Source organism: Burkholderia sp. Ap-955 (genome assembly GCF_011753045.1).
Lineage (GTDB): Bacteria > Pseudomonadota > Gammaproteobacteria > Burkholderiales > Burkholderiaceae > Burkholderia > Burkholderia lata_D.
This window is the reverse complement of record NZ_VWWH01000107.1, coordinates 1-20,425: the sequence shown is the minus strand read 5'-3', so window position 1 is coordinate 20,425 and position 20,425 is coordinate 1. Positions and strand designations below refer to the sequence as shown.

18 protein-coding genes and 2 riboswitches are annotated in these 20,425 nt (G+C 68.9%); of the genes, 7 read left to right on the top strand and 11 right to left on the bottom strand.

Annotated elements, in window-relative coordinates; all coding sequences use genetic code 11:
- A partial coding sequence (locus tag F3J15_RS32760; RefSeq protein ID WP_166896378.1) for an MFS transporter occupies positions 1 to 1,209 on the top strand: 1,209 nt, incomplete at its 5' end.
- 99 nt (positions 1,210 to 1,308) lie between these two features.
- Here F3J15_RS32760 and F3J15_RS32755 read toward each other — a convergent pair.
- Positions 1,309 to 1,827 (bottom strand): pyridoxamine 5'-phosphate oxidase family protein, encoded by a 519-nt coding sequence (locus tag F3J15_RS32755; protein ID WP_205191097.1) that lies wholly within the window; start codon positions 1,825 to 1,827, stop codon positions 1,309 to 1,311.
- A gap of 232 nt (positions 1,828 to 2,059) precedes the next feature.
- Here F3J15_RS32755 and F3J15_RS32750 point away from each other — a divergent pair, with 232 nt between their 5' ends.
- The 3 genes from F3J15_RS32750 to F3J15_RS32740 all read left to right on the top strand — a co-directional run bounded on the left by F3J15_RS32750 (position 2,060) and on the right by F3J15_RS32740 (position 5,713).
- Entirely contained in the window at positions 2,060 to 3,586 is a 1,527-nt protein-coding gene (locus F3J15_RS32750) for an aldehyde dehydrogenase family protein (RefSeq protein WP_089424179.1), read from the top strand.
- A 317-nt stretch (positions 3,587 to 3,903) separates the two neighbouring features.
- Positions 3,904 to 4,458 carry a hypothetical protein gene (locus F3J15_RS32745; RefSeq protein ID WP_166896376.1) on the top strand — a complete coding sequence of 185 codons (555 nt, stop codon included), beginning with the start codon at positions 3,904 to 3,906 and terminating at the stop codon, positions 4,456 to 4,458.
- Positions 4,459 to 4,678: 220 nt separating this feature from the next.
- Positions 4,679 to 5,713, top strand: coding sequence for a helix-turn-helix domain-containing protein (locus tag F3J15_RS32740; RefSeq protein ID WP_166896374.1), 1,035 nt, complete (start codon positions 4,679 to 4,681; stop codon positions 5,711 to 5,713).
- A 235-nt stretch (positions 5,714 to 5,948) separates the two neighbouring features.
- On the opposite strand, the gene F3J15_RS32730 is transcribed toward F3J15_RS32740, so the two are convergent.
- Complete coding sequence (locus F3J15_RS32730) at positions 5,949 to 7,046, bottom strand: glycosyltransferase family 9 protein (protein ID WP_166896372.1); 1,098 nt, start codon at positions 7,044 to 7,046, stop codon at positions 5,949 to 5,951.
- On the bottom strand, positions 7,043 to 8,746 hold the full coding sequence (locus F3J15_RS32725) for a thiamine pyrophosphate-binding protein (protein WP_166896370.1): 1,704 nt from the start codon (positions 8,744 to 8,746) through the stop codon (positions 7,043 to 7,045). Before F3J15_RS32725 ends, F3J15_RS32730 begins: the two co-directional genes overlap by 4 nt.
- 283 nt (positions 8,747 to 9,029) lie before the next feature.
- On the opposite strand from F3J15_RS32725, the gene F3J15_RS32720 reads away from it, so the two are divergent.
- From F3J15_RS32720 to vapB, 3 genes are all read left to right on the top strand, one after another.
- A complete protein-coding gene (locus tag F3J15_RS32720; protein ID WP_069246807.1) occupies positions 9,030 to 9,491 on the top strand; it encodes a hypothetical protein in 462 nt (153 codons plus the stop codon).
- On the top strand, positions 9,488 to 9,772 hold the full coding sequence (locus F3J15_RS32715; RefSeq protein WP_069246808.1) for a type II toxin-antitoxin system RelE/ParE family toxin: 285 nt from the start codon (positions 9,488 to 9,490) through the stop codon (positions 9,770 to 9,772). Before F3J15_RS32720 ends, F3J15_RS32715 begins: the two co-directional genes overlap by 4 nt.
- A gap of 186 nt (positions 9,773 to 9,958) precedes the next feature.
- Positions 9,959 to 10,195, top strand: coding sequence for a type II toxin-antitoxin system VapB family antitoxin (vapB, locus tag F3J15_RS32710; RefSeq protein ID WP_069249196.1), 237 nt, complete (start codon positions 9,959 to 9,961; stop codon positions 10,193 to 10,195).
- Between the two features lie 58 nt (positions 10,196 to 10,253).
- Here the strand turns inward: vapB and F3J15_RS32705 are convergent, their stop codons facing one another.
- From F3J15_RS32705 to F3J15_RS32670, 8 genes are all read right to left on the bottom strand, one after another.
- Complete coding sequence (locus F3J15_RS32705) at positions 10,254 to 11,642, bottom strand: L-serine ammonia-lyase (RefSeq protein WP_047851476.1); 1,389 nt, start codon at positions 11,640 to 11,642, stop codon at positions 10,254 to 10,256.
- A gap of 30 nt (positions 11,643 to 11,672) precedes the next feature.
- Complete coding sequence (locus tag F3J15_RS32700; RefSeq protein WP_071335544.1) at positions 11,673 to 12,809, bottom strand: alginate lyase family protein; 1,137 nt, start codon at positions 12,807 to 12,809, stop codon at positions 11,673 to 11,675.
- 150 nt (positions 12,810 to 12,959) lie between these two features.
- Complete coding sequence (gene gcvP / locus F3J15_RS32695) at positions 12,960 to 15,887, bottom strand: aminomethyl-transferring glycine dehydrogenase (RefSeq protein ID WP_069246809.1); 2,928 nt, start codon at positions 15,885 to 15,887, stop codon at positions 12,960 to 12,962.
- A 143-nt stretch (positions 15,888 to 16,030) separates the two neighbouring features.
- Positions 16,031 to 16,411 (bottom strand): glycine cleavage system protein GcvH, encoded by a 381-nt coding sequence (gene gcvH, locus F3J15_RS32690; RefSeq protein WP_166896368.1) that lies wholly within the window; start codon positions 16,409 to 16,411, stop codon positions 16,031 to 16,033.
- A 117-nt stretch (positions 16,412 to 16,528) separates the two neighbouring features.
- Entirely contained in the window at positions 16,529 to 17,647 is a 1,119-nt protein-coding gene (gcvT, locus tag F3J15_RS32685; RefSeq protein WP_166896366.1) for a glycine cleavage system aminomethyltransferase GcvT, read from the bottom strand.
- An 84-nt stretch (positions 17,648 to 17,731) separates the two neighbouring features.
- A riboswitch (glycine riboswitch) is annotated at positions 17,732 to 17,865 on the bottom strand.
- Positions 17,866 to 17,898: 33 nt separating this feature from the next.
- Positions 17,899 to 18,000, bottom strand: a riboswitch (glycine riboswitch).
- A 113-nt stretch (positions 18,001 to 18,113) separates the two neighbouring features.
- A complete protein-coding gene (locus tag F3J15_RS32680) occupies positions 18,114 to 18,476 on the bottom strand; it encodes a hypothetical protein (protein WP_011350564.1) in 363 nt (120 codons plus the stop codon).
- 158 nt (positions 18,477 to 18,634) lie between these two features.
- The gene (locus F3J15_RS32675; RefSeq protein WP_166896364.1) at positions 18,635 to 19,693 is read right to left on the bottom strand and encodes an oxidoreductase; all 1,059 of its coding nucleotides are present in this window, start codon (positions 19,691 to 19,693) and stop codon (positions 18,635 to 18,637) included.
- A 245-nt stretch (positions 19,694 to 19,938) separates the two neighbouring features.
- Positions 19,939 to 20,425, bottom strand: a 487-nt coding sequence (locus tag F3J15_RS32670; RefSeq protein ID WP_166896362.1) for an SGNH/GDSL hydrolase family protein, incomplete at its 5' end; no start/stop codon positions are given.

The window sequence follows — 20,425 nt, the reverse complement described above, 5'->3', positions numbered from 1 at the left end:
GACGGCGCGGCGCGCACGCGCGCCTTCAGCCTGCTCGGCACCACCTTCGGCATCGGGCTCGCGTTCGGGCCGGTGCTCGCCGGCGCGCTGATCGGGCATGTCGGCTGGCGCGCGATCTTCGTGGCGAGCGCGGTGGCCGGCGGGCTGTCGCTCGTATTCGGGCTGCCACGCATGCACGAGTCGCGCGACCCGCACGCGACGGGGCTCGACTGGCCCGGCACGGCCGCGTTCACCACCGCGCTGACGCTGTTTACGTTCGGCGTGATCGAGGCGCCCGCGCGCGGCTGGTCGAGCCCGCTGGTGATCGCGCTGCTGGCCGGCGCGGCGCTCGGCGCGTGTGCGTTCGTCGCGATCGAGACGCGCGTCGCGCGGCCGATGCTCGACCTGTCGCTGTTCCGGATCGCGCGCTTCGTCGGCGTGCAGGTGCTGCCGGTGTCGACCTGCTGCTGCTACATCGTGCTGCTCGTCGTGCTGCCGCTGCGCTTCATCGGCATCGACGGCTTCAGCGAGATCGACGCCGGCTGGCTGATGCTCGCGATTTCCGCGCCGATGCTGGTCGTGCCGTTCATCGCGGCGACGCTCACACGCTGGCTGTCGGCGGGCGTGATCTCGGGGCTTGGGCTCCTGATCGCGGCGGCCGGGCTCGTGTGGCTGGGCATCGCGCTGCGCAGCGGCGCGGGGCTCGCGGCGATCGCACCGATGGTGACGATCGGCATCGGGGCCGGGATGCCGTGGGGGCTGATGGACGGGCTGTCGGTGAGCGTCGTGCCGAAGGAGCGCGCGGGGATGGCGACGGGGATTTTCAGCACGACGCGCGTGGCCGGCGAGGGGATCGCGCTCGCGATCGTCGGTGCGGTGCTGGCCGGGCTCGCGCGGACCGGGCTGACGCAGGCGGCGGGCGCCGCCGGCACGCCCGACGCGACGCTGCGTGCGGCGGCGCGGCTCGCGACCGGCGATCTTGCAGGCGCGGCGGCCGTGTTGCCGGGTGTCGGGCATGCTGCGCTGCTCGCGAGCTACACGCACGCGTTCGATCGATTGTTGATCGGGCTGGCGGTCGTGACGGTGCTGTGTGCGGGGGTGGTGTTCGCGTTTCTCGGCGGGCGGCGGGTGGCTACCGAAACGGGCGACGATACCGACGGGCACACGCATGCCGACGTGCCGGTGCACAGCCGGATCGAAGCAGCGTGTGCGGAGACGCACGGGCGTTGAGCGTCGCGTCATCGCGCACGGGGCGCGTCGGCCTGGACGGCCGGCGCGTCGTTTCCATTACGTCAGCTGCATTCGCACGCTGACGAACCGCCACGCCCATCACGCCAGCACCAGCGGCGGCAGCGCCGCATCCGCCCGTGCCTGCGCATGCTCCACTTCAACCACCACATGGCGCCGCGCATCGGGCCACAGATACGCGCGGCTTGCCACCTCCTCGTCGATCGTCGCGCGCCCCTGCACGAGCCAGGTCGTCTGCCGCACGAAGTCGACGAACAGCAGCGCGATGGCCGGATTCACGAGCAGGTTGCCGATCGTGTTGAACAGGTTGTTGCCCGCGAAGTCGGGCAGCACGAGCGTGCGGCGGTCGGGCAGGTCGACGAGCGGCTCGAGCGAGCCGTCCGCGCGTGGCTGGCGGCCCCGGTACGAGCAGTCGCTGTTGCCGGCCGCGTCGGCGGTCGCGACGATCAGGAACGCCTGCTCGCGGATGAACGCGATGGCGTCGTCGGTCAGGGGGCCGCGGTCGTTCATGGTGTTGATCGGCGCACATGCCGTTGCGTGGGAATGCGCAGGGCGCACGCAAGCGACATGCCACGCGGCGCGGCCTGCCTCCGCGCGCAGATGCGCTCGCGCACTGTGGAAATTTCGAACACCGTCCCGGCGCGCTGCGCAACCATGCTGTTCAGAATCGGCACACCCGCCATGCTGCGTCGGTGAACACGGCACGGTGCGCACGCGGGCCGGCCGGGGTTGCCGTGCTTCCGTCCTGTTTGGCACGCATGTTGCGTAGACGAGGGCAGCGCAATTCCAACCGGCGCTGTACTCACACAAGCACGATGAACAGGAGACATGTATGAACCCGTTTGACCTGAAGCAACTGGGCCTCGACGTCGAATACCCGTACCGTCAGCAATACGACAACTACATCGGCGGCAAGTGGGTTCCGCCGGTGAAAGGTGAGTACTTCGAGAACGTGTCGCCGATCAACGGCCAGCCGTTCTGTCGCATACCGCGCTCGGGCGCCGACGACATCGAGCTCGCGCTCGACGCCGCGCACGCCGCGCGCCGCAAGTGGGGCAAGACGTCGGTCGCCGAGCGCGCGAACCTGCTGCTCGCCGCCGCCGACCGGATGGAAAAGAACCTGAAGCTGCTGGCGGTGGCCGAGACCATCGACAACGGCAAGCCGCTGCGCGAGACGATGGCGGCCGACCTGCCGCTCGCGATCGACCACTTCCGCTACTTCGCGGGCTGCATCCGCGCGCAGGAAGGCGGCATCTCCGAAATCGACGACAACACCGTCGCGTATCACTTCCACGAACCGCTCGGTGTCGTCGGCCAGATCATCCCGTGGAACTTCCCGCTGCTGATGGCCGCATGGAAGCTCGCGCCGGCGCTCGCGGCCGGCTGCTGCGTGGTGATGAAGCCGGCCGAGCAGACGCCCGCGTCGGTGCTGGTGCTGATGGAGCTGATCGGCGACCTGTTCCCGGCCGGCACGATCAACATCGTGAACGGCTTCGGCAAGGAAGCGGGCGAAGCGCTCGCGACCAGCAAGCGCATCGCGAAGATCGCGTTCACGGGCTCGACGCCGGTCGGCAAGCACATCCTGCGCGCCGCAGCCGACAGCCTGATCCCGTCGACGGTCGAACTAGGCGGCAAGAGCCCGAACATCTTCTTCGCCGACGTGCTCGACCAGGACGATGCGTTCCTCGACAAGGCGCTCGAAGGGCTCGCGATGTTCGCGCTGAACCAGGGCGAAGTGTGCACGTGCCCGTCGCGGATCCTGATCCAGGAATCGATCTACGAGAAGTTCATCGAGAAGGCGGTTGCGCGGGTCGAGCGCATCAAGGCCGGCCATCCGCTCGACCTGCAGACGATGATCGGCGCGCAGGCCTCGCAGCAGCAGCTCGACAAGATCCTGTCGTACATCGACATCGGCCGCGGCGAAGGCGCGCAATGCCTGACGGGCGGCGAGCGCACGGCGCCGGCGGCGGAACTCGGCACGGGCTACTACGTGAAGCCGACGATGCTGCTCGGCAACAACAAGATGCGCGTGTTCCAGGAAGAGATCTTCGGGCCGGTCGCGTCGGTGATGACGTTCAAGGACGAGCAGGACGCGATCGAACTCGCGAACGACACGTTCTACGGGCTCGGCGCGGGCGTGTGGACGCGCAACGGCACGCGTGCGTACCGGATGGGCCGCGAGGTCGAGGCCGGCCGCGTGTGGACCAACTGCTACCACCTGTATCCCGCGCATGCGGCGTTCGGCGGCTACAAGCAGTCGGGGATCGGCCGCGAGACGCACAAGATGGCGCTGTCGAACTATCAGCAGACGAAGTGCCTGCTGGTGAGCTACCAGGCCGAGGCGCTCGGGTTCTTCTGATCCCGCGTGGGCGTCCTGACCGGCTGGCGGCGCGGTATGCGTCGGCCGGTCGGGGCGCCGTCTTGAGCGGCAAAGCTTCGGACACCGGAGGGTCGTCGAGTGCGTGTCGCGTCGGGCGACGGTGGTTGCCTGGCCGACCACGGGTGCGCGGATGCGTGCCGCGCGGCCAACCGGTGATCCGGAGATTGACCGTTTCCGCCCATTCGCATTTGCAACCGGGTACCGGCCGCGCATTGTCGTGGCCTTCGCCGAAAACGATACCGATGGTCGTTCGTTTTCCGCGGCAAGTCGAGCCGGCGCGCCGGACGTAAAACCCCATGTCAGAACCGCCCCGATCCTTTCCGCGCCATCCCGTGTTCCACGCAGGTGAACTCGACGCGCAACACCGTTTCGGCGTCGCCGACGAAGCCGAGCGGATGAGCGACGTCGTGACGACGCGGCTGAGCATCGGCGTGCGGCAGTTCATCGAGACGCAGCCATTCATGTTCGTCGGCACGGCGTGCGGCGGCCAGGCGGGCGTGACCTGCGACATCGTGCAGAGCCGGCGCGACGCGAACGGCGACCTGCTGCCGGTCGTGCGCGTGATCGATACGAAGACGCTGCGTTTCGTGCTGCCGGTGTACGGCGAGGGCGACGGCGGCCGGATCGATGCGGCGCGGTGTCATGGCAGCGGTGTCGGGTTGCTGTTCGTCGATTTCATGCGCGGTATCCGTTTCCGGATCAACGGGCGCGCGACGCTGCGGACGGATCTGTCCGAGGCGGACGCGGCGCCGTGGCCGGCCGGCAGTGTGATCGTCGAGCTGGCGGTCGCGCAGACGTATGGCAATTGCGGCACGCGGGTCGTGCGGCTGCGGCCCGCGAACGGTGGCTAGCCTGCTGCCGCGTATCGTTCCGGATGGGCGGCGCGCACCGGGTGCGCCGGCGTGGCGCGTGCCGCACTGGCGGAGTGCGTACGGCAGGGCGTTTGGATGTGTGCCTACATGGCGCGCGCAGGCCGCGCGGCGCCGAATGACGGGCTTTGCGCAGGTCGCGCACGGTTCGGCACGGGACTTGCGTGACAGGTGCGGTTCCGGGCAGGTGAAGGAGGACACGATGGATCAATACGTGGCGTGCAGCGAAGAACCGACGGCCGAAGACACGCGGCGCAACGCGCAGGGCGACGATGCGCTGGCCGGGCAGGCGGTCGTCAGCGTCGCGCATGACGCCGACGAGCAGGCGCGCAACCTGATCGGCTGGCGGCAGACCTACGACCAGCTCGCGGCCGGCCGCTTCGTCGGCACGCTGACCGAGCTGCCGCTCGACACGATGAAGCTGTTTCGCGAATCGACGAGCCACCTGCTGCGCCAGGCGTGCGAGGTGCGCGGCGACGCATACTGGTTCGGCATTCCGCTCGTGAGCGACGGCACCGCGCGCGTCGATGCGTGCCGCATCGGGCCGGGTGCGCTCGCGTTCCGGCCCGGCAACGTCGAGTTCGAACTGGTGACGCCCGCGCAGTTCTCGATCTACGGCGTCGTCGTGCGCGGCGACGTGCTGCGTCACTACGCGGAAGAGGTCGAGCACTGTGCGCTCGACGAGCGGCTGTTCACGCAGCGCGTGATGCAGGTCGGCGATGCGCGGCTCGCGCGCCTGTGCGCGTTGCTCGGCCGACGGCTCGACGGTGCGGTGGCGATGGCCGGCCCGCTGGCCGATGCGCAGCGTGACGACCTGCAGGGCGAGGTGCTGGCCGCGTTGTTCGACGTGTGCGCGCAACCGGCCGACGATGACGCCGGCCGTGCGCCGTCGACGCGCCGCTGGATCGTCGAGCAGGCACGCGACTACGTGCTTGCGCACCGCACGCGCCCGGTCGGCGTGCCCGAGCTGTGCGAGCAGTTGCACGTGAGCCGGCGCACGCTGCAGTACTGCTTCCAGGACGTGCTCGGCATGGCGCCCGCGACCTATCTGCGCACGTTGCGACTGAACGGCGCGCGGCGCGACCTGTGCGGCCGCGCGGCCGGTTCGGTGCAGGACGTGGCGGAGGCATGGGGCTTCTGGCATCTCAGCCAGTTCGCGACGGATTACCGGCGGCTGTTCGGCAAGCGGCCGTCCGAGACGCTGCGCGATCGCGCGGTGATGGTGGCGGTGGGGTGAGCGCGGGGCGGTAGTCGAAGCGGTTCTTGGTTCGGCTTAGGCACCGGCACTGACACCGACATCGACATCGACTCAGGCTCAGGCTCAGGCTCAGGCTCAGGCTCAGGCTCAGGCTCAGGCTCAGGCTCAGGCTCAGGCTCAGGCTCAGGCTCAGGCTCAGGCTCAGGCTCAGGCGGCGCGTACACGCAGCAGCGACGCTTTCGGCCTCGCAACCGGCCGCCGCCGCCCTGTTTCCCTATTCGGCCGTAGCCGCCGCTTCGCGCGGCGCGGGCCATGCCAGCGCATCCCAGTCGATCGCGCGATAGGCGGCCTCGACAGCCGCGAGATCGGCCGGCCGCTCGCTGCGATGCATCCCGCGCAACTCGGCGGGCACATCGAGCGCGACCGGCACGCAATGCGGATAGTCGCGCACGCGCAGCGCCGGCCCGATCGTCGTGAAGCACGCGAGCGTCGGCACGTCGAAACCGTCGGCGAGATGGAGCGCTGCCGTGTCGGGCGCGAACAGCAGGCTGGCACCCTTGACCCATGCCATGAACCGAGCCGTACCGCCGGCCGCATGGGCGCTCACGTCGACATACGCGGGATGCGCGACGGGCCAGAACCCGGCTACCGGCAACCCGTAGCGCTGCACGAGCTGCTCGACGATCGTTGCCTGCAGTGCCGGCGGCACGCTGCGCAACGCGGTGCTCGCGGTCGCGCAGAACAGCACGTACGGGCGCTGCCATCGCGCAGGCAACGCAGGCAGCGGCAACTGCGCGAGCCAGCGGTTGCGCTTGGCCGACGCCGGCACCGACGCGGGCTCCACGCCGAGCGCGTCGAGGAAGAAATCGATCATCGGCAGCCGCGCGAACGCGGGCCAGTACAGGTGATTGCCGACGTCGATGCACGGCGCGTCCGCCGGCAGCGCGCCGGCGGGGTACGGCAGTGCGCGCGACGGCGCGACGCTGTCGGCAGCGAGCGCATACAGCGCCTCGACATAACCCGGCGCGCAGGCCGGTCGATACAGCGTGAAGTGCAGGCCCGGGTGCGCGGCGCGCAGCGCGCCGAGGGCCGTGAGCCCGATCACCGAATCGCCGAGCGTGACGCCCATCCCGTTGATCACGTGTACGTGCCGTGCGCTGTCGTAGTCGAGCCTGAACGGCCGGTGCGCGGCGTGCAGCAGCCCGCGCGCGGGTGCGGCCGGCACGTGGCCGACGGCACGCGCGCCACCGTGTTCCAGGTCATAAGGCGCGACGAGCGTGCCATCCGGCGCGAGCAGCGTGCCGGGGAACGTGAGTGCGTCGTCGTGCGACAGCGCGACGCCGGGCGGCGCGATGCGCGTGTCCACCGTCATCCGCCGCGCGCGCGGCGGCCCTGCTCGCGGATCTGTTCGAGCGTCGCGGCCGGCGTGCTGGCGTCCTGCGGGATGCGGATCTCGATCAGCGCGGGCAGCCCGCTGGTCAGCGCGCGTTCGAGCGCGGGCGCGAAATCGGCGGTGCGCTCGACGGTCTCGCCATGCGCGCCGAACGCGCGCGCATACGCGGCGAAATCGGGATTCGTGAGCCCCGTGCCATGCACGCGCCCCGGGTAGTTGCGCTCCTGATGCATGCGGATCGTGCCGAAATGCCCGTTGTTGACGACGATCACGACGATGTTCAGCCCGTACTGCATCGCGGTCGCGAGCTCGTTGCCGGCCATCATGAAGCAGCCGTCACCCGCGAGCGCGACGACGGCGCGCGACGGGTACAGCGACTTCGCGGCAAGCGCGGCCGGCACGCCGTAGCCCATCGCGCCGCTGGTCGGCGCGAGCTGCGAGCGGAAGTGCCGGTACGCGAAGTGGCGATGCAGCCAGATCGCATAGTTGCCGGCGCCGTTGGTGAGGATCGCGTCATGCGGCAGGCGCTCGCGCAGCTGCACCATCACGTCGCCGAGCTGGACGTCGCCGGGCATCGGCAGCGGCGCATGCCATTCGCGATACGCGCGATGCGCGTCGGCAGCGGTGCCGGCCCATGGGGGGTGTTCGGGCGGCTCGAGCGCGGCGAGCGGCGCGGCGATTTCGGGCATGCCCGACACGATCGGCAGGTCGGCCGCATACACGCGGCCAAGCTCGTCCGCACCCTGATGCACGTGGATCAGCGTCTGGCGCGTCTTCGGGATGTCGAGCAGCGTGTAGCCGCCGGTCGTCGCTTCGCCGAGGCGCGGCCCGATCACGAGCAGCAGGTCGGCGTCGCGGATGCGCTTCGCGAGCGCGGGGTTGATCCCGAGCCCGACGTCGCCCGCGTAGTTCGGGTGCGCGTTGTCGATCGTGTCCTGGTAGCGGAACGCGCAGGCCACCGGCAACTGCCAGCGCTCGACGAAGGTGCGCAGGTTCGCGCACGCGTCGGGTGTCCAGCCGCTGCCGCCGACGATCGCGAACGGCCGTTCCGCGCGCGCGAGCCGCTCGCGCAGTTCGTCGAGCTGCGCGGCCGACGGCGCGGCCGCGACGCGTTTCGCAGCCGGCACGACCGGCTGCGGCGCGCACGCTTCGGACAGCACGTCTTCCGGCAGCGCGAGCACGACCGGGCCGGGACGGCCGGACGTCGCGACATGGAACGCGTGGCTCAGGTATTCGGGAATGCGGCGCGGGTCGTCGATCTGCGCGACCCATTTCGCCATCTGGCCGAACATCCGCCGATAGTCGATTTCCTGGAAGGCTTCGCGGTCGAGGTGCTCGCGTGCGCACTGACCGACGAACAGGATCATCGGCGTCGAATCCTGGAACGCGGTGTGCACGCCGATCGACGCGTGGGTCGCGCCGGGCCCGCGTGTGACGAACGCGATGCCGGGTCGGCCGGTGAGCTTGCCGACGGCCTCGGCCATGTTCGCGGCGGCCGCCTCGTGGCGGCAGACGACCGTCTGGATGCGCGCGGTGTCGTCCGCCAGCGCATCGAGTACGGCGAGGAAACTCTCGCCCGGCACGCAGAACACGCGTTCGACGTGATTGGCGAGCAACGCATCGACGAGCAGTCGCGCGCCGGTAGTGGCGGGCTGCTCGAGATCCTTGGAATGCGACATGGGCTGCCGTCTCCCTGGGTAGCGGGACGTACAGCTTACGCCGGTTGGCCGGGCGTCGGTATGCCGGCCGGTGAAAAGTGTCGGAACGGTGAGCGGTTCGGCGTCGGCTGGCCGATTGGCCAGCTTGTGCACGCTTGCGTGACGGCGGAAAGTGAGCGCCAGGGACGTAGACCTGACGCTTGTCTCGATCCGGTACGCAGGCATCCCAAATAACAATAAAATGGGATGCCATTCAATAGTAAAATTTTAGAGAATGAGCGAAGAAAGGGGGGCGAGAATCGCCATGACGACCGAAACGATCGATCAAAAGACACTAACGGAGTTGGTCGAAGCCGGCGCGGTGTGCGCGGCCCGCGTGGTCGGTTGCGGCAACGGCTGGGCGCTGTCGGCCCGTTGCGGTGCGAACGAACGCTTCCTGTCGGCCAAGCGCGGCGACGTGCGGGTGTTTCGCCGTTTCGAAACGCTGGTCGGCTTTCTGCGAGACATCGGCATCAGCCGGTTCGACGTGGATGCATCGACGTTCGATCCGGATGCGGCCGGTCGGGCGGCCAGGCCCGATCGTTCAGCCGCGTTGAAGGCGGCGCACGAGGCCGCAGCCCACGACCGCTGGTTTCGCGAACAGGTTCAGCAGGCGCTGGACGATCCGCGTGCGTCGATTCTCGACGCCGAAGTCAGCGCCGACTTCGCGTCGCGCCGTGCGGCGCTGCGTGAGCGACTCGCGGGCAGGCGCGGGGATGCTTCTTGACCCTCGAGCTGCACTGGAATCCGAAGGCGTACGAGGATCGCGCCGCGATCATGGACTACATCGCCGAGAATGACCCGCTGGCCGCGCTCGAACTCGACGAACTGCTGGAACAAAGGGCGGCGGCGTTACCGGCTCACGCCGAGTTGTATCGGCAAGGGTGGGTGGCCGGCACGCGCGAGCTGGTGATCGCGCCGAACTATGTGGTCGTGTATCGCATCCGGCCGGCCGAGGGCGTCGTGGAGATCCTTCGTGTGTTGCATGCACGACGGCAGTGGCCGTGATGCGGTATCTGCACGGGCTGATTCACCAGGTGTGGGTGGGGCCACGCCCGGAACGGAGAAGACTGCCGGGGCGGCGTGTGTTTTCGAATCGATGCCGGGTGGATGACCATGCGCGCGCCTGGACGTACATCATCGACTGCATGATTTAACGGATATCTCCGGTACATCCGGATGTGGGAGAAAGACATGTACACCACAAAGGTATTTCGGAATGGCAACGCGCAGGCCGTGCAAATTCCTGCCGACCTCGCCTATGAACGCAGCGATATCGAGCTGGAAATCAAGCGCGTCGGCGACGAGATCCGTATTCGGCCGGTGCGACGGCCTTTGACCCATGTGCTCGAGAAATTCGCGAAATTCGGGCCGGATTTCATGGCCGATGGGCATCGCGACCAGAAGCAGGCCGAACGCAAGGATGGGTGATTTTGCACCCGATGGTCATGCGAGACGCGGAGTGTCCCCATGACCATCGGATCCCGCATCAGCACTCGACGATATTCACCGCGAGCCCGCCGCGCGACGTTTCCTTGTACTTCGTCTTCATGTCGGCGCCCGTTTCGCGCATCGTCTTGATCACGGAGTCGAGCGACACATAGTGCGAGCCGTCGCCGCGCAGCGCCATGCGCGCCGCGTTGACTGCCTTCACCGACGCCATCGCGTTGCGCTCGATGCAGGGGATCTGCACCATCCCGCCGACCGGGTCGCAGGTGAGGCCGAGGTTGTGTTCCATCCCGATTTCGGCCGCGTTCTCGACCTGCTGCGGCGTGCCGCCGAGCACGGCCGCCAGCGCGCCGGCCGCCATCGAGCACGCGACGCCCACTTCGCCCTGGCAACCGACTTCCGCACCCGAAATCGACGCGTTGAGCTTGTAAAGAATGCCGATCGCGGCGGCCGTCAACAGGAAGTCGATCACGCCCTGTTCGTTCGCACCGGGCGTGAAGCGCGTGTAGTAGTGCAGCACGGCCGGGATGATGCCGGCCGCGCCGTTGGTCGGCGCGGTGACGACGCGGCCGCCGGCCGCGTTTTCCTCGTTGACCGCGATCGCGTACAGGTTGATCCAGTCGATCATCGACAGCGGGTCCTGCAGCGCGCGCTCGGGGCTGCCCGTCAGCGTGCGGTACAACTGCGGCGCGCGGCGCTTGACCTGGAACGGGCCGGGCAGGTTGCCGTCGGCTTCCGGGTTGCCGATCCCGCAGCCGCGCGACACGCACGATTGCATCACGGCCCAGATCTTCAGCAGGCCGTCGCGCGTCTCTTCCTCGGTATGCCACGCGCGCTCGTTTTCCCACATCAGCTGCGCGATCGACTTGCCGGTCGACTCGGTCAGCGCGAGCAGCTCGGCGCCGGTGCGGAACGGGTGGGTCATCTGCTCGGCCGCGCTCAGCACCTTCGTGTTCGGTGCGCCGGCCGTCACGACGAAGCCGCCGCCGACCGACAGGTAGGTGCGCTCGACCAGCACGTTGCCGCTCGCGTCGGACGCGCGCAGTTTCATCCCGTTCGGGTGCTCGGGCAGCGCCTGGCGGTAGAACGCGATGTTCTCCTTCAGCACGAACGGCACCGGATGCGTGCCCAGCAGCGCGAGCTGCTTCGATTTGCGGACGTCTTCCAGCCGCGCGTCGATCGTGTCGGGATCGACGGTATCGGGCGCGTCGCCGAGCAGGCCGAGCATCACGCCGCGGTCGGTGCCGTGGCCCTTGCCGGTCGCGCCGAGCGAGCCGTACAGCTCGACCTTCACGTGGGCCGTGGCGTCGAGTTGCCCGTCACGCTCGAGTCCCTGGACGAACATCAGCGCCGCGCGCATTGGCCCGACCGTATGCGAGCTGGACGGACCGATGCCGATCTTGAAGAGGTCAAAGACGCTGACTGCCATATTGATTCCTGCCTTGCTTTAAGAATATTGCTAGCGCGCCTGCAACGGCAGGCACGCGGCGAGCCATGCGGGCGGCGTTGGGGAAAGCTGCTGCGCGACGCGGGCATAGCGCCCGTCGAGCCGCGCGGCCAGATGAAAGAGTTCGGTGGCGTTTTTCGGGTCCCACTGCCCCGTGTAGCCGGGCAAACCGGCCTCGCGGCGCTTCGCATCGAACGGCACCGGCGAATTCACGAATTCCTCGTGCGTTTTTTCGCCGAGCGCGTACGGCACGAGCCAGTCAAGCGCGGCCGCGAGCGTCGCGCCGTTCGCGCCCCGTTCGCGCAGCCAGTTGCGGTTGAAGCGGCGCGCGGCGAGCGCTGCCGTCACCAGCGGCTGCAGGTCGTAGACCGCGTAATGCAGCGCATCGCGTTCCTCGAAGTCCCAGGTCTTGCCGTCCGGGCCGATGTTGTCGGCGAGATGCTCGACGAACAGCCGCTGCGCGGCGTTCATCATCTTGCGGTCGCCGAGCGTGAACGCGGACAGCGCGATCAGCTTGATCCGGTGGCTCTGCCAGTTGTTGCGCCAGGTGCCCGTGAGCGGACGCTTCTGCGCGTCGATCTGCGCGACGTAGCCGGCGCCGAGCTTCGCGATGAACGCGGCCGTCGCGTTGCGGGTCTTCACCGGCAGCGCGCTCGCGGTCATGTCGTACGCGACGATCAGGCTTTCGAAACGCGTCTCGTCGATCGGGTTGAAGCTCGGCTGGTAGGTCGCGACCCACGCGGACAGGAAGCGGTCGACGAGCTGCAGGTAGCGCGGCGCGTTCGTCACGCGCCACGCGAGCGCGGCATCGCGCATCAGGTCGAGATCCTTCAGCGCGGCGGCACTCTGGTCGTAGATGCCTTCGTGCGGCAGCGTGCCCTCGGTGTGCACGCGCGCCATCGCCTTCGGCTGCTCGCCGATGCGCGCGTCGACGCTGCGGATCAGCGCCTGGATGCCCGGCTCGGCCTGTGTCGTCTCGCTCGCCTGCAGTGCCGGCGCCGCGCAGAAATTCATCGCCGCGCGCGCGCTGCCGGACGCGCCGAGGCCGGCGGCGGCAAACGACAGCGACGCGACGAGCATCGGCACGACACGGCGCGCGCGCGGCCGCCCTTGCATTGCACCATGGCCCGGAAACATCGGACGCACCATGCGGAACTCCTTCATTGGCTGGATCGCGTGTGATGTTAGCCGGATTGGCGGACGAACGTGAACCGGTTCGAGCGGCGAACAAAAAAACCGCACGCAACCCGGGTTGCGTGCGGTGCGGTCACCATCGGGCGGCTCCTGGCCTGGCGCGCGTTACGCGTAATCCGACATCGGCACGCACGAGCAGAACAGGTTGCGGTCGCCGTAGACGTTGTCCGCGCGGCCGACCGGCGGCCAGTACTTGTTCGTGCCCAGCGAGGCGACCGGGTACGCAGCCTGCTCGCGCGAGTACGCGTGCGGCCATTCGTTCGCGGTGACGACGGCCGCCGTGTGCGGTGCGTGACGCAGCGGGTTGTCCTCGCGGTCGGCACGGCCTTCCTCGACTGCGCGGATTTCGTCGCGGATCGCGATCATCGCGGCAATGAAGCGGTCGAGTTCTTCCTGCGATTCCGATTCGGTCGGCTCGACCATCAGCGTGCCCGGGACCGGGAAGCTCATCGTCGGCGCGTGGAACCCGTAGTCCATCAGGCGCTTCGCGACGTCGTCGACGGTGATGCCGCTCGATTCCTTGATCGGACGCAGGTCGAGAATGCATTCGTGCGCGACCAGCCCGCCCGGGCCCGAATACAGCACCGGGTAGTGCGGCGCGAGGCGCTTCGCGATGTAGTTCGCGTTGAGGATCGCGGTTTCCGTCGCGGCGGTCAGGTTCTTCGCGCCCATCATCGCGATGTACATCCACGAGATCGGCAGGATCGACGCCGAGCCGTACGGCGCGGCCGATACCGCACCGATGCCGTCTTCTTCACGCGTGTAGCCGGTCGAACGCTGGTTCGGCAGGAACTTCGCGAGGTGCGCGCCGACCGCGACCGGACCGACGCCCGGGCCGCCACCGCCGTGCGGGATGCAGAAGGTCTTGTGCAGGTTCAGGTGCGACACGTCGCCGCCGAACTGGCCCGGCGCGGTCAGGCCGACCATCGCGTTCATGTTCGCGCCGTCGACGTACACCTGGCCGCCGTGCGCATGGACGATCTCGCAGATCTCGCGGACGTTCTGCTCGAACACGCCGTGCGTCGACGGATACGTGATCATGATTGCCGCGAGGTCCTTCGCGTGCGCGTCGGCCTTCGCCTTCAGATCGGCGATGTCGACGTTGCCCTGCGCGTCGCATGCAACGACCACGACCTTCATGCCGGCCATGTGCGCCGATGCCGGGTTCGTGCCGTGGGCGGACGCCGGGATCAGGCACACGTCGCGATGGGCTTCGCCGCGCGACGCGTGGTAAGCGTGGATGATCAGCAGGCCCGCGTACTCGCCCTGCGAGCCCGCGTTCGGCTGCAGCGACACGGCCGCGTAGCCGGTGGCCGCGACGAGCATCTGCTCGAGCTGGTCGATCATCTCGCGGTAGCCGACGGTCTGGTCGGCCGGCGCGAACGGGTGGATGCCGCCGAATTCGGGCCACGTGACGGGCAGCATTTCCGACGTCGCGTTCAGCTTCATCGTGCACGAGCCGAGCGGGATCATCGAGCGGTCGAGCGCGAGATCCTTGTCCGACAGGCTGCGCAGGTAGCGCAGCATTTCGGTTTCGGAATGGTGGCGGTTGAACACGTGGTGCGTCAGGTACGCGCTCGTGCGCTCGAGGCCGGCCGGCAGCGCGGGGACGCCGGCGAGGCCCGCGTCCAGCGCGTCGACGGCCGGTGCGGTGCCGCCCGCGGCTTGCGCGAACACGGCGAGGAGATCGGCGAGGTCGTCGCGCGTCGTCGTTTCGTCGACCGACACGCCGACTTGCGTGTCGCTCACGCGGCGCAGGTTGATGCGCTTCGCCTTCGCGTATTCGTGAACCTGCGCGGTGCGCGCACCGGTGTCGATCGTCAGCGTGTCGAAGAACGTGTCGTTGACGGTCGCGAAGCCGAGCTGCTTCACGCCGGCGGCGAGCAGCGCCGCGATGCGGTTCACGCGCAGCGCGATCGTCTTCAGGCCGTGCGGGCCGTGGTAGACCGCGTACATGCTGGCCATGATCGCGAGCAGCGCCTGCGCGGTACACACGTTCGACGTGGCCTTCTCGCGGCGGATGTGCTGTTCGCGCGTCTGCAGCGCGAGGCGCAGCGCGGGCTTGCCCTGCGCGTCGACCGTCACGCCGACGAGGCGGCCCGGCATCTGGCGCTTGAATTCGTCACGCACCGCGAGATAGGCGGCGTGCGGGCCGCCGAAGCCCATCGGCACGCCGAAGCGCTGCGTGTTGCCGATCGCGACGTCCGCGCCCCAGTCGCCCGGCGGCGTGAGCACGGTCAGCGCGAGCAGGTCGGCCGCGACGACCACGTGGCCGCCGGCCGCGTGGATCGCTTCGGTGAGCGCGCGGTAGTCGCGCACGTCGCCGTTCACGCCCGGGTACTGCAGCAGCACGCCGAATGCATTCGCTTGCGCGGCGTCGGCGGCCGGGCCGGTCTTGACCTCGATGCCGACCGGCAGCGCGCGCGTGCGGATCACTTCGAGCGTTTGCGGCAGCACGTCGTCGGCGACGTAGAACACGTTCGACGTCGGCTTGCCGGTGCGCTGCAGCAGCGTCATCGCTTCGGCGGCGGCGGTGGCTTCGTCGAGCAGCGACGCGTTCGAGATCGCGAGGCCCGTCAGGTCGGCGACCATCTGCTGGAAGTTCAGGAGCGCCTCGAGGCGACCCTGGGAAATTTCGGGCTGGTACGGCGTGTAGGCCGTGTACCACGCCGGGTTTTCGAGCACGTTGCGCAGGATGACGGCCGGCGTGTGCGTGTCGTGGTAACCCTGACCGATATACGAGCGGAACACCTGGTTCTTGTCTGCGAGCGCACGCAGTGCGGCGAGGGCTTCGGCCTCGCTCTTCGGCTGCGCGAACGGGCCAAGCGGCAGCGTTTCGGCGCGGCGGATCGAGGCCGGGATCACGGCGTCGATCAGGGCGGCGCGCGACGGGAAGCCGAGCGTGTCGAGCATGGCCTGCTGGCTGGCGGCGTCGGGGCCGATGTGGCGTTCGGCGAACGCGTCGTGCGTTTCGAGCGCGGCGAGCGAGAGGGGCGTGCGGTTCATCAGGCGGTCCGGGTGTTCGAGCTTCATGGCGTTCCTTGGTCGGCCCAGGCTGGCGCTTCAGCGCCGACTCGGGCCCCATGCTTTGCGGTCGACCCGGGGCGGCGCCTTGACGCCGGCCCGGGTTCCGCGCGGGGCAGGGTGGCTGCCCCGTCCCGCGCGATTCAGGGAAATTAGTCGATCAGCTTGCTGTACGCGTCAGCGTCGATCAGCTTGTCGGTCGACGTGCCGGCCGCGAGCTTGATCTTGAACAGCCACACGCCGTACGCGTCGCTATTCACTTCTTCCGGCGAATTGGCGGCATCTTCGTTGATCGCGACGACCTCGCCGGACACCGGCGAGTAGATGTCGGATGCGGCCTTCACCGATTCGACGACGCCGACGGCGTCGCCCGCCGTCACCGACTTGCCGACTTGCGGCAGTTCGAGGAAGACGATGTCGCCGAGCGTGCTCTGCGCGTGATCGGTGATGCCGACCGTCAGCGTGCCGTCCGCCTCGGTGCGGATCCATTCGTGTTCGTCGGTGTATTTCAGATCGGCCGGGACGTTGCTCATCGGATGCTCCTGATAAAAGGGTGTGTTCGTTTTGCTGGCGCGCCGCCGGGGCGCGCCGGGTGTGGTGTTGCGCCGGGCGCCATCTCCCGGCTTCCCGGGAGGCGGGCCTCCCGGCCGTTACGCAGCGAGGACCTTGCCGTTGCGCACGAACGGCAGTTTTACCACGCGCGCGGGAAGATTCTTGTCTCGAATTTGAACCTGGACCAGGTCGCCGATCTGGACGGCGGCCGGCACGCGCGCGAACGCGATCGATTCCTGCATCGACGGCGAGAACGTGCCGCTCGTGATCTCGCCTTCGCCGTGTGGCGTGACGACTTTCTGGTGCGCGCGCAGCACGCCGCCTGCCTTGCCGTTTTCCTTCTGCAGGATCAGGCCGACGAAGGCGGCGCGGGTGCCGTTGGCTTCCAGTGCGGCGCGCCCGACGAAGTCGCGCGGTGCGCTGAGATCGACCGTCCACGCGAGGCCCGCGTCGAGCGGCGAGACGGTGTCGTCCATGTCCTGGCCGTACAGGTTCATGCCGGCCTCGAGGCGCAGCGTGTCGCGCGCGCCGAGCCCGCACGGGCGCACGCCGTTTTGCTGCAGCGCGTTCCACAGCGCTTCGACGTGCACGGCCGGGACGATCACTTCGAAACCGTCTTCACCGGTGTAGCCGGTGCGCGCGACGGTGAGATCGCCGAACGGCGTGCCGGCGACCTGCGCGGCGTTGAACGGCTTCAGTTCGCTGGTGGCGGCACGCGCGGCGGGCACCGTCGTCCAGGCCTTTTCGCGGGCGTTCGGGCCTTGAACGGCGATGATCGCGAAATCGCGGCGCGGCGCGATCGTGACGCCGAAGCCGCCTTGCTCGTTCAGCTGGTTGAACCACGCGATGTCTTTCTCGGCCGTGCCGGCGTTGACGACGACGCGGAAGAATTCTTCGGTGAAGTAGTAGACGATCAGGTCGTCGATGACGCCGCCCTGCGGATTGAGCAGGCACGAGTAGAGGGCCTTGCCGGGCGTCTTGAGCTTGCCGACGTTGTTCGCGATCGCATGCTCGAAGAATGCGCGCACGCGGCTGCCGGTGAAATCGACGACGCACATGTGCGACACGTCGAACATGCCGGCGTCGGTGCGCACGGCTTCATGTTCTTCGATCTGCGAGCCGTAGTTGACGGGCATGTCCCAGCCGCCGAAGTCGACCATGCGGGCATTGAGCGCGCGGTGCGCGGCGTTGAGCGGGGTGTGATTCAGTGCAGTCATCGAGGCCTCAGGCAAGGCGCTTGCGCGCGGATCAGAACGGCCATGTGCCGACCACCGCGGCCGATGGCCTGCGAGCGATCCGGTACATGCCCCTCTGTCCTCGATACCTGAGAGATTGCGCTGCCGGCCAGGCCTGGCGAACGCGCGCCCCTTCGGTGGGCAGCTTGCCCGCGCAGCGGATGCGCTGCGGGCTACTGCCGCTCTCCAGAGTGCGGGGAGAGTGTGGCCCGCGCAATGCGCGGACGGGATTCCCCGACGCGGTCGGTCCTTTTGCCTGAGAGTTTGCGGGTGTGCCCCTTCGGCGGCGCAACCAGCTGAAACAGCCCGGTTACACGCTCTCCCGACGCGTGCGGGCGACTGTACGCGAGCGGGTGGGCCTTGTCAATTTGAGCAAAAGAATGTCGCTTCGCGACAAGCGGCGGCAGCCGGTGCCGCCGCTTTTCCCGCTCCGGCGGGCGCCGGTGCGTTACTCGCCGATCGCGCGCGCGGCCGTGTCGAGTTCCTGGTTCAGCACGCGCTGCTCGTCGCCGGACAGGCCGCCACTGTGCTGCGCGGACATGTCGTTCGATTCCTGGCGGATCACGTCGAGGCGGTGATGGAGCTGCGCGCCGTACGGCGGCGGGTAGTAGCCGCCGTTCACGCGTGCATCGATGCGGCGGTGCAGGTTGTCGATCCGGCCCTGGATCTGCTGCATCCGCTCGTTCGCGACGACCTGCGGATTCGGCCGCGGCGGGGGCGCCGGGCGGACCGGCTGCTGCGGCTGCACGATACAGGCCGCAAGCGAGGAAACCAGCACGCAGCACGCTGCTGCGCGAATCAACCGTTGCATCAACATTCTCCTGACGGATTGGTGTCGGATCGACTTTTTTGAGAAACGCATCAGACCAGTCTGCCGCTGACTTTCGTTCCCCCGGCATTTGTAACCGAATGTTCCGGCTGATCCCCCTGCATCGGCGCCGGCCGGACGCCACCGGCCGGCGCGCGGTGTCAGATCGTGCGGCGCACGAACGGCAGCCGGCGGCCGTCGTGCTCGCTCTGCGCGGCGAGCTCGATGATCGTCATCACGTCGACGGCGTCCTGCGCGGTGACGGGGAACGGCGCGCCGTCGCGGATCGATGCGGCGAGCGCGCGGTAGAACTCCGCGTACTGGCCATCGAGCGTCGGCACCGGGCGCTCGACCTCGACGTCGACTTCGCCGTCGAGCACGCGCAGCAGGCCGGGCGGGTTGCCGCCGCCGAATTCGACGTCGTCGGCGGTGAGGCCGGCCTTGAGCTGGTCTTCCTGCGTGTCGAGCCCGAACTTCTGGTAGCTGCCGCGCGTGCCGTGCAGCGTGAAGCGCGCGGGTTCGATCGCCGACAGCGCGCTCGCATGCAGCGCGACGTCCTTGTCCGGATAGCCGAGCTGCAGGTGCACGAAATCGGGCGCCGTGCCGTTGTCGCGGCGCGCCTTGACGGTCGCGCTCACCGTTTCCGGCAGGCCGAACAGCGCGAGCGCCTGATCGATCAGGTGCGGGCCGAGGTCGAGCAGCAGGCCGCCGCCGCGGGCCGGCTCTTCGCGCCAGCGCGTGCGCGGCGTCGGGCGGAAGCGGTCGAAGTGCGATTCGAAACAGGTCACCCGGCCGAGCTCGCCCGATTTGACGATGTCGCGCACGGTGAGGAAGTCGCCGTCCCAGCGGCGGTTGTGGAACGGCGCGAACAGCCGGCTGCGCGCATTCGCGAGCCGCGCGAGCGCGAGTGCCTCATCCGCGGTGAGCGTGACGGGCTTGTCGACGACCACGTGGCGGCCGGCTTCGAGCACCTGGCGCGCGAGCGCGAAGTGCGTGTCGTTCGGCGTGGCGATCACCACGCACTCGATGTCGTCGAGGCCGAGCAGCGTGTCGAGGTCGGGGACGACGCGCGCGCCCGGATACGCAGCCTGCGCGCGATCGGGCTGACCCGTCGCGATCGCGGCGACTTCCGTGCGGCCGCTCGTGGCGATCACGGGCGCGTGGAACGTCGCGCCGGCGAAACCGAAACCCATCAAACCAATCCTGAGCAATGACGACATGGCAATTCCTGGCTGCGAAGGAAACTAAAGGATGGCGCGCCGAGACGGCGCGAAGACGACCGGCTATTTTGGCATGGCGCCGCCGCTTGCATCGGCGCGTTCGGGCGAAATGCGCGGTGCGATGCGGCGCTTGCGCAAGGAAAGCCGGCATTTTGCGCGGGATCGTGCGCGGCGCGGTACGGCTGGCCGGCCCTGGGCGCGAGGTGCGCGCCGGGCCGCGACGTTCCGCTGGGGAACGTGCCGCATCATCCGCCCGCCCGTTGCCGCACCGCGGCTGCGACCTGCGCGGCCCACACCGTGCACGCCGATGCGCCGGGATGGAAGCCGTCGGCGGCCATCAGGTGCCGTTCGAGCGGCAGGTCGACCCGCAGGAACGTGCAGTGCGGCTGCGTGCCGGCCCAGCCGGCGAGCGCCGCATTGAGCCGTTTCGCGCGCCGCCCGAGATACCACGCGAGCGGCTGCGGCAGCGCCGGAAAGCGCTCCATCGGCGGCACCGCCGACAGGATCGCGTGCCCGACCCGGAAGCGCGCGGCGAGCAACCGGACGAGCTCGGCCTGCTGCGCCTGCCAGCGGGCCGGCGGCACGCCGCCCGTCACGTCGTTGACGCCGAGCGACGTGACGGCCACGTCGAACGGCTCGACCGGCTCGGCGGCGAGCCAGTCGACGAGCTCCCGCGTGGTCAGGCCGGTGCGCGCGAGCAGTTTCCAGCTCACGCGGTGCGTGGCCGCCAGC

Excerpts from the sequence above, each read along its gene's own strand:
- F3J15_RS32750 (WP_089424179.1), top strand. The coding sequence starts at position 2,060 with ATGAACCCGTTTGACCTGAAGCAACTGGGCCTCGACGTCGAATACCCG.
- F3J15_RS32745 (WP_166896376.1), top strand. The coding sequence starts at position 3,904 with ATGTCAGAACCGCCCCGATCCTTTCCGCGCCATCCCGTGTTCCACGCA.
- F3J15_RS32740 (WP_166896374.1), top strand. The coding sequence starts at position 4,679 with ATGGATCAATACGTGGCGTGCAGCGAAGAACCGACGGCCGAAGACACG.
- F3J15_RS32730 (WP_166896372.1), bottom strand. The coding sequence starts at position 7,046 with ATGACGGTGGACACGCGCATCGCGCCGCCCGGCGTCGCGCTGTCGCAC.
- F3J15_RS32725 (WP_166896370.1), bottom strand. The coding sequence starts at position 8,746 with ATGTCGCATTCCAAGGATCTCGAGCAGCCCGCCACTACCGGCGCGCGA.
- F3J15_RS32720 (WP_069246807.1), top strand. The coding sequence starts at position 9,030 with ATGACGACCGAAACGATCGATCAAAAGACACTAACGGAGTTGGTCGAA.
- vapB (WP_069249196.1), top strand. The coding sequence starts at position 9,959 with ATGTACACCACAAAGGTATTTCGGAATGGCAACGCGCAGGCCGTGCAA.
- F3J15_RS32705 (WP_047851476.1), bottom strand. The coding sequence starts at position 11,642 with ATGGCAGTCAGCGTCTTTGACCTCTTCAAGATCGGCATCGGTCCGTCC.
- F3J15_RS32700 (WP_071335544.1), bottom strand. The coding sequence starts at position 12,809 with ATGGTGCGTCCGATGTTTCCGGGCCATGGTGCAATGCAAGGGCGGCCG.
- gcvP (WP_069246809.1), bottom strand. The coding sequence starts at position 15,887 with ATGAAGCTCGAACACCCGGACCGCCTGATGAACCGCACGCCCCTCTCG.
- gcvH (WP_166896368.1), bottom strand. The coding sequence starts at position 16,411 with ATGAGCAACGTCCCGGCCGATCTGAAATACACCGACGAACACGAATGG.
- gcvT (WP_166896366.1), bottom strand. The coding sequence starts at position 17,647 with ATGACTGCACTGAATCACACCCCGCTCAACGCCGCGCACCGCGCGCTC.
- F3J15_RS32680 (WP_011350564.1), bottom strand. The coding sequence starts at position 18,476 with ATGCAACGGTTGATTCGCGCAGCAGCGTGCTGCGTGCTGGTTTCCTCG.
- F3J15_RS32675 (WP_166896364.1), bottom strand. The coding sequence starts at position 19,693 with ATGTCGTCATTGCTCAGGATTGGTTTGATGGGTTTCGGTTTCGCCGGC.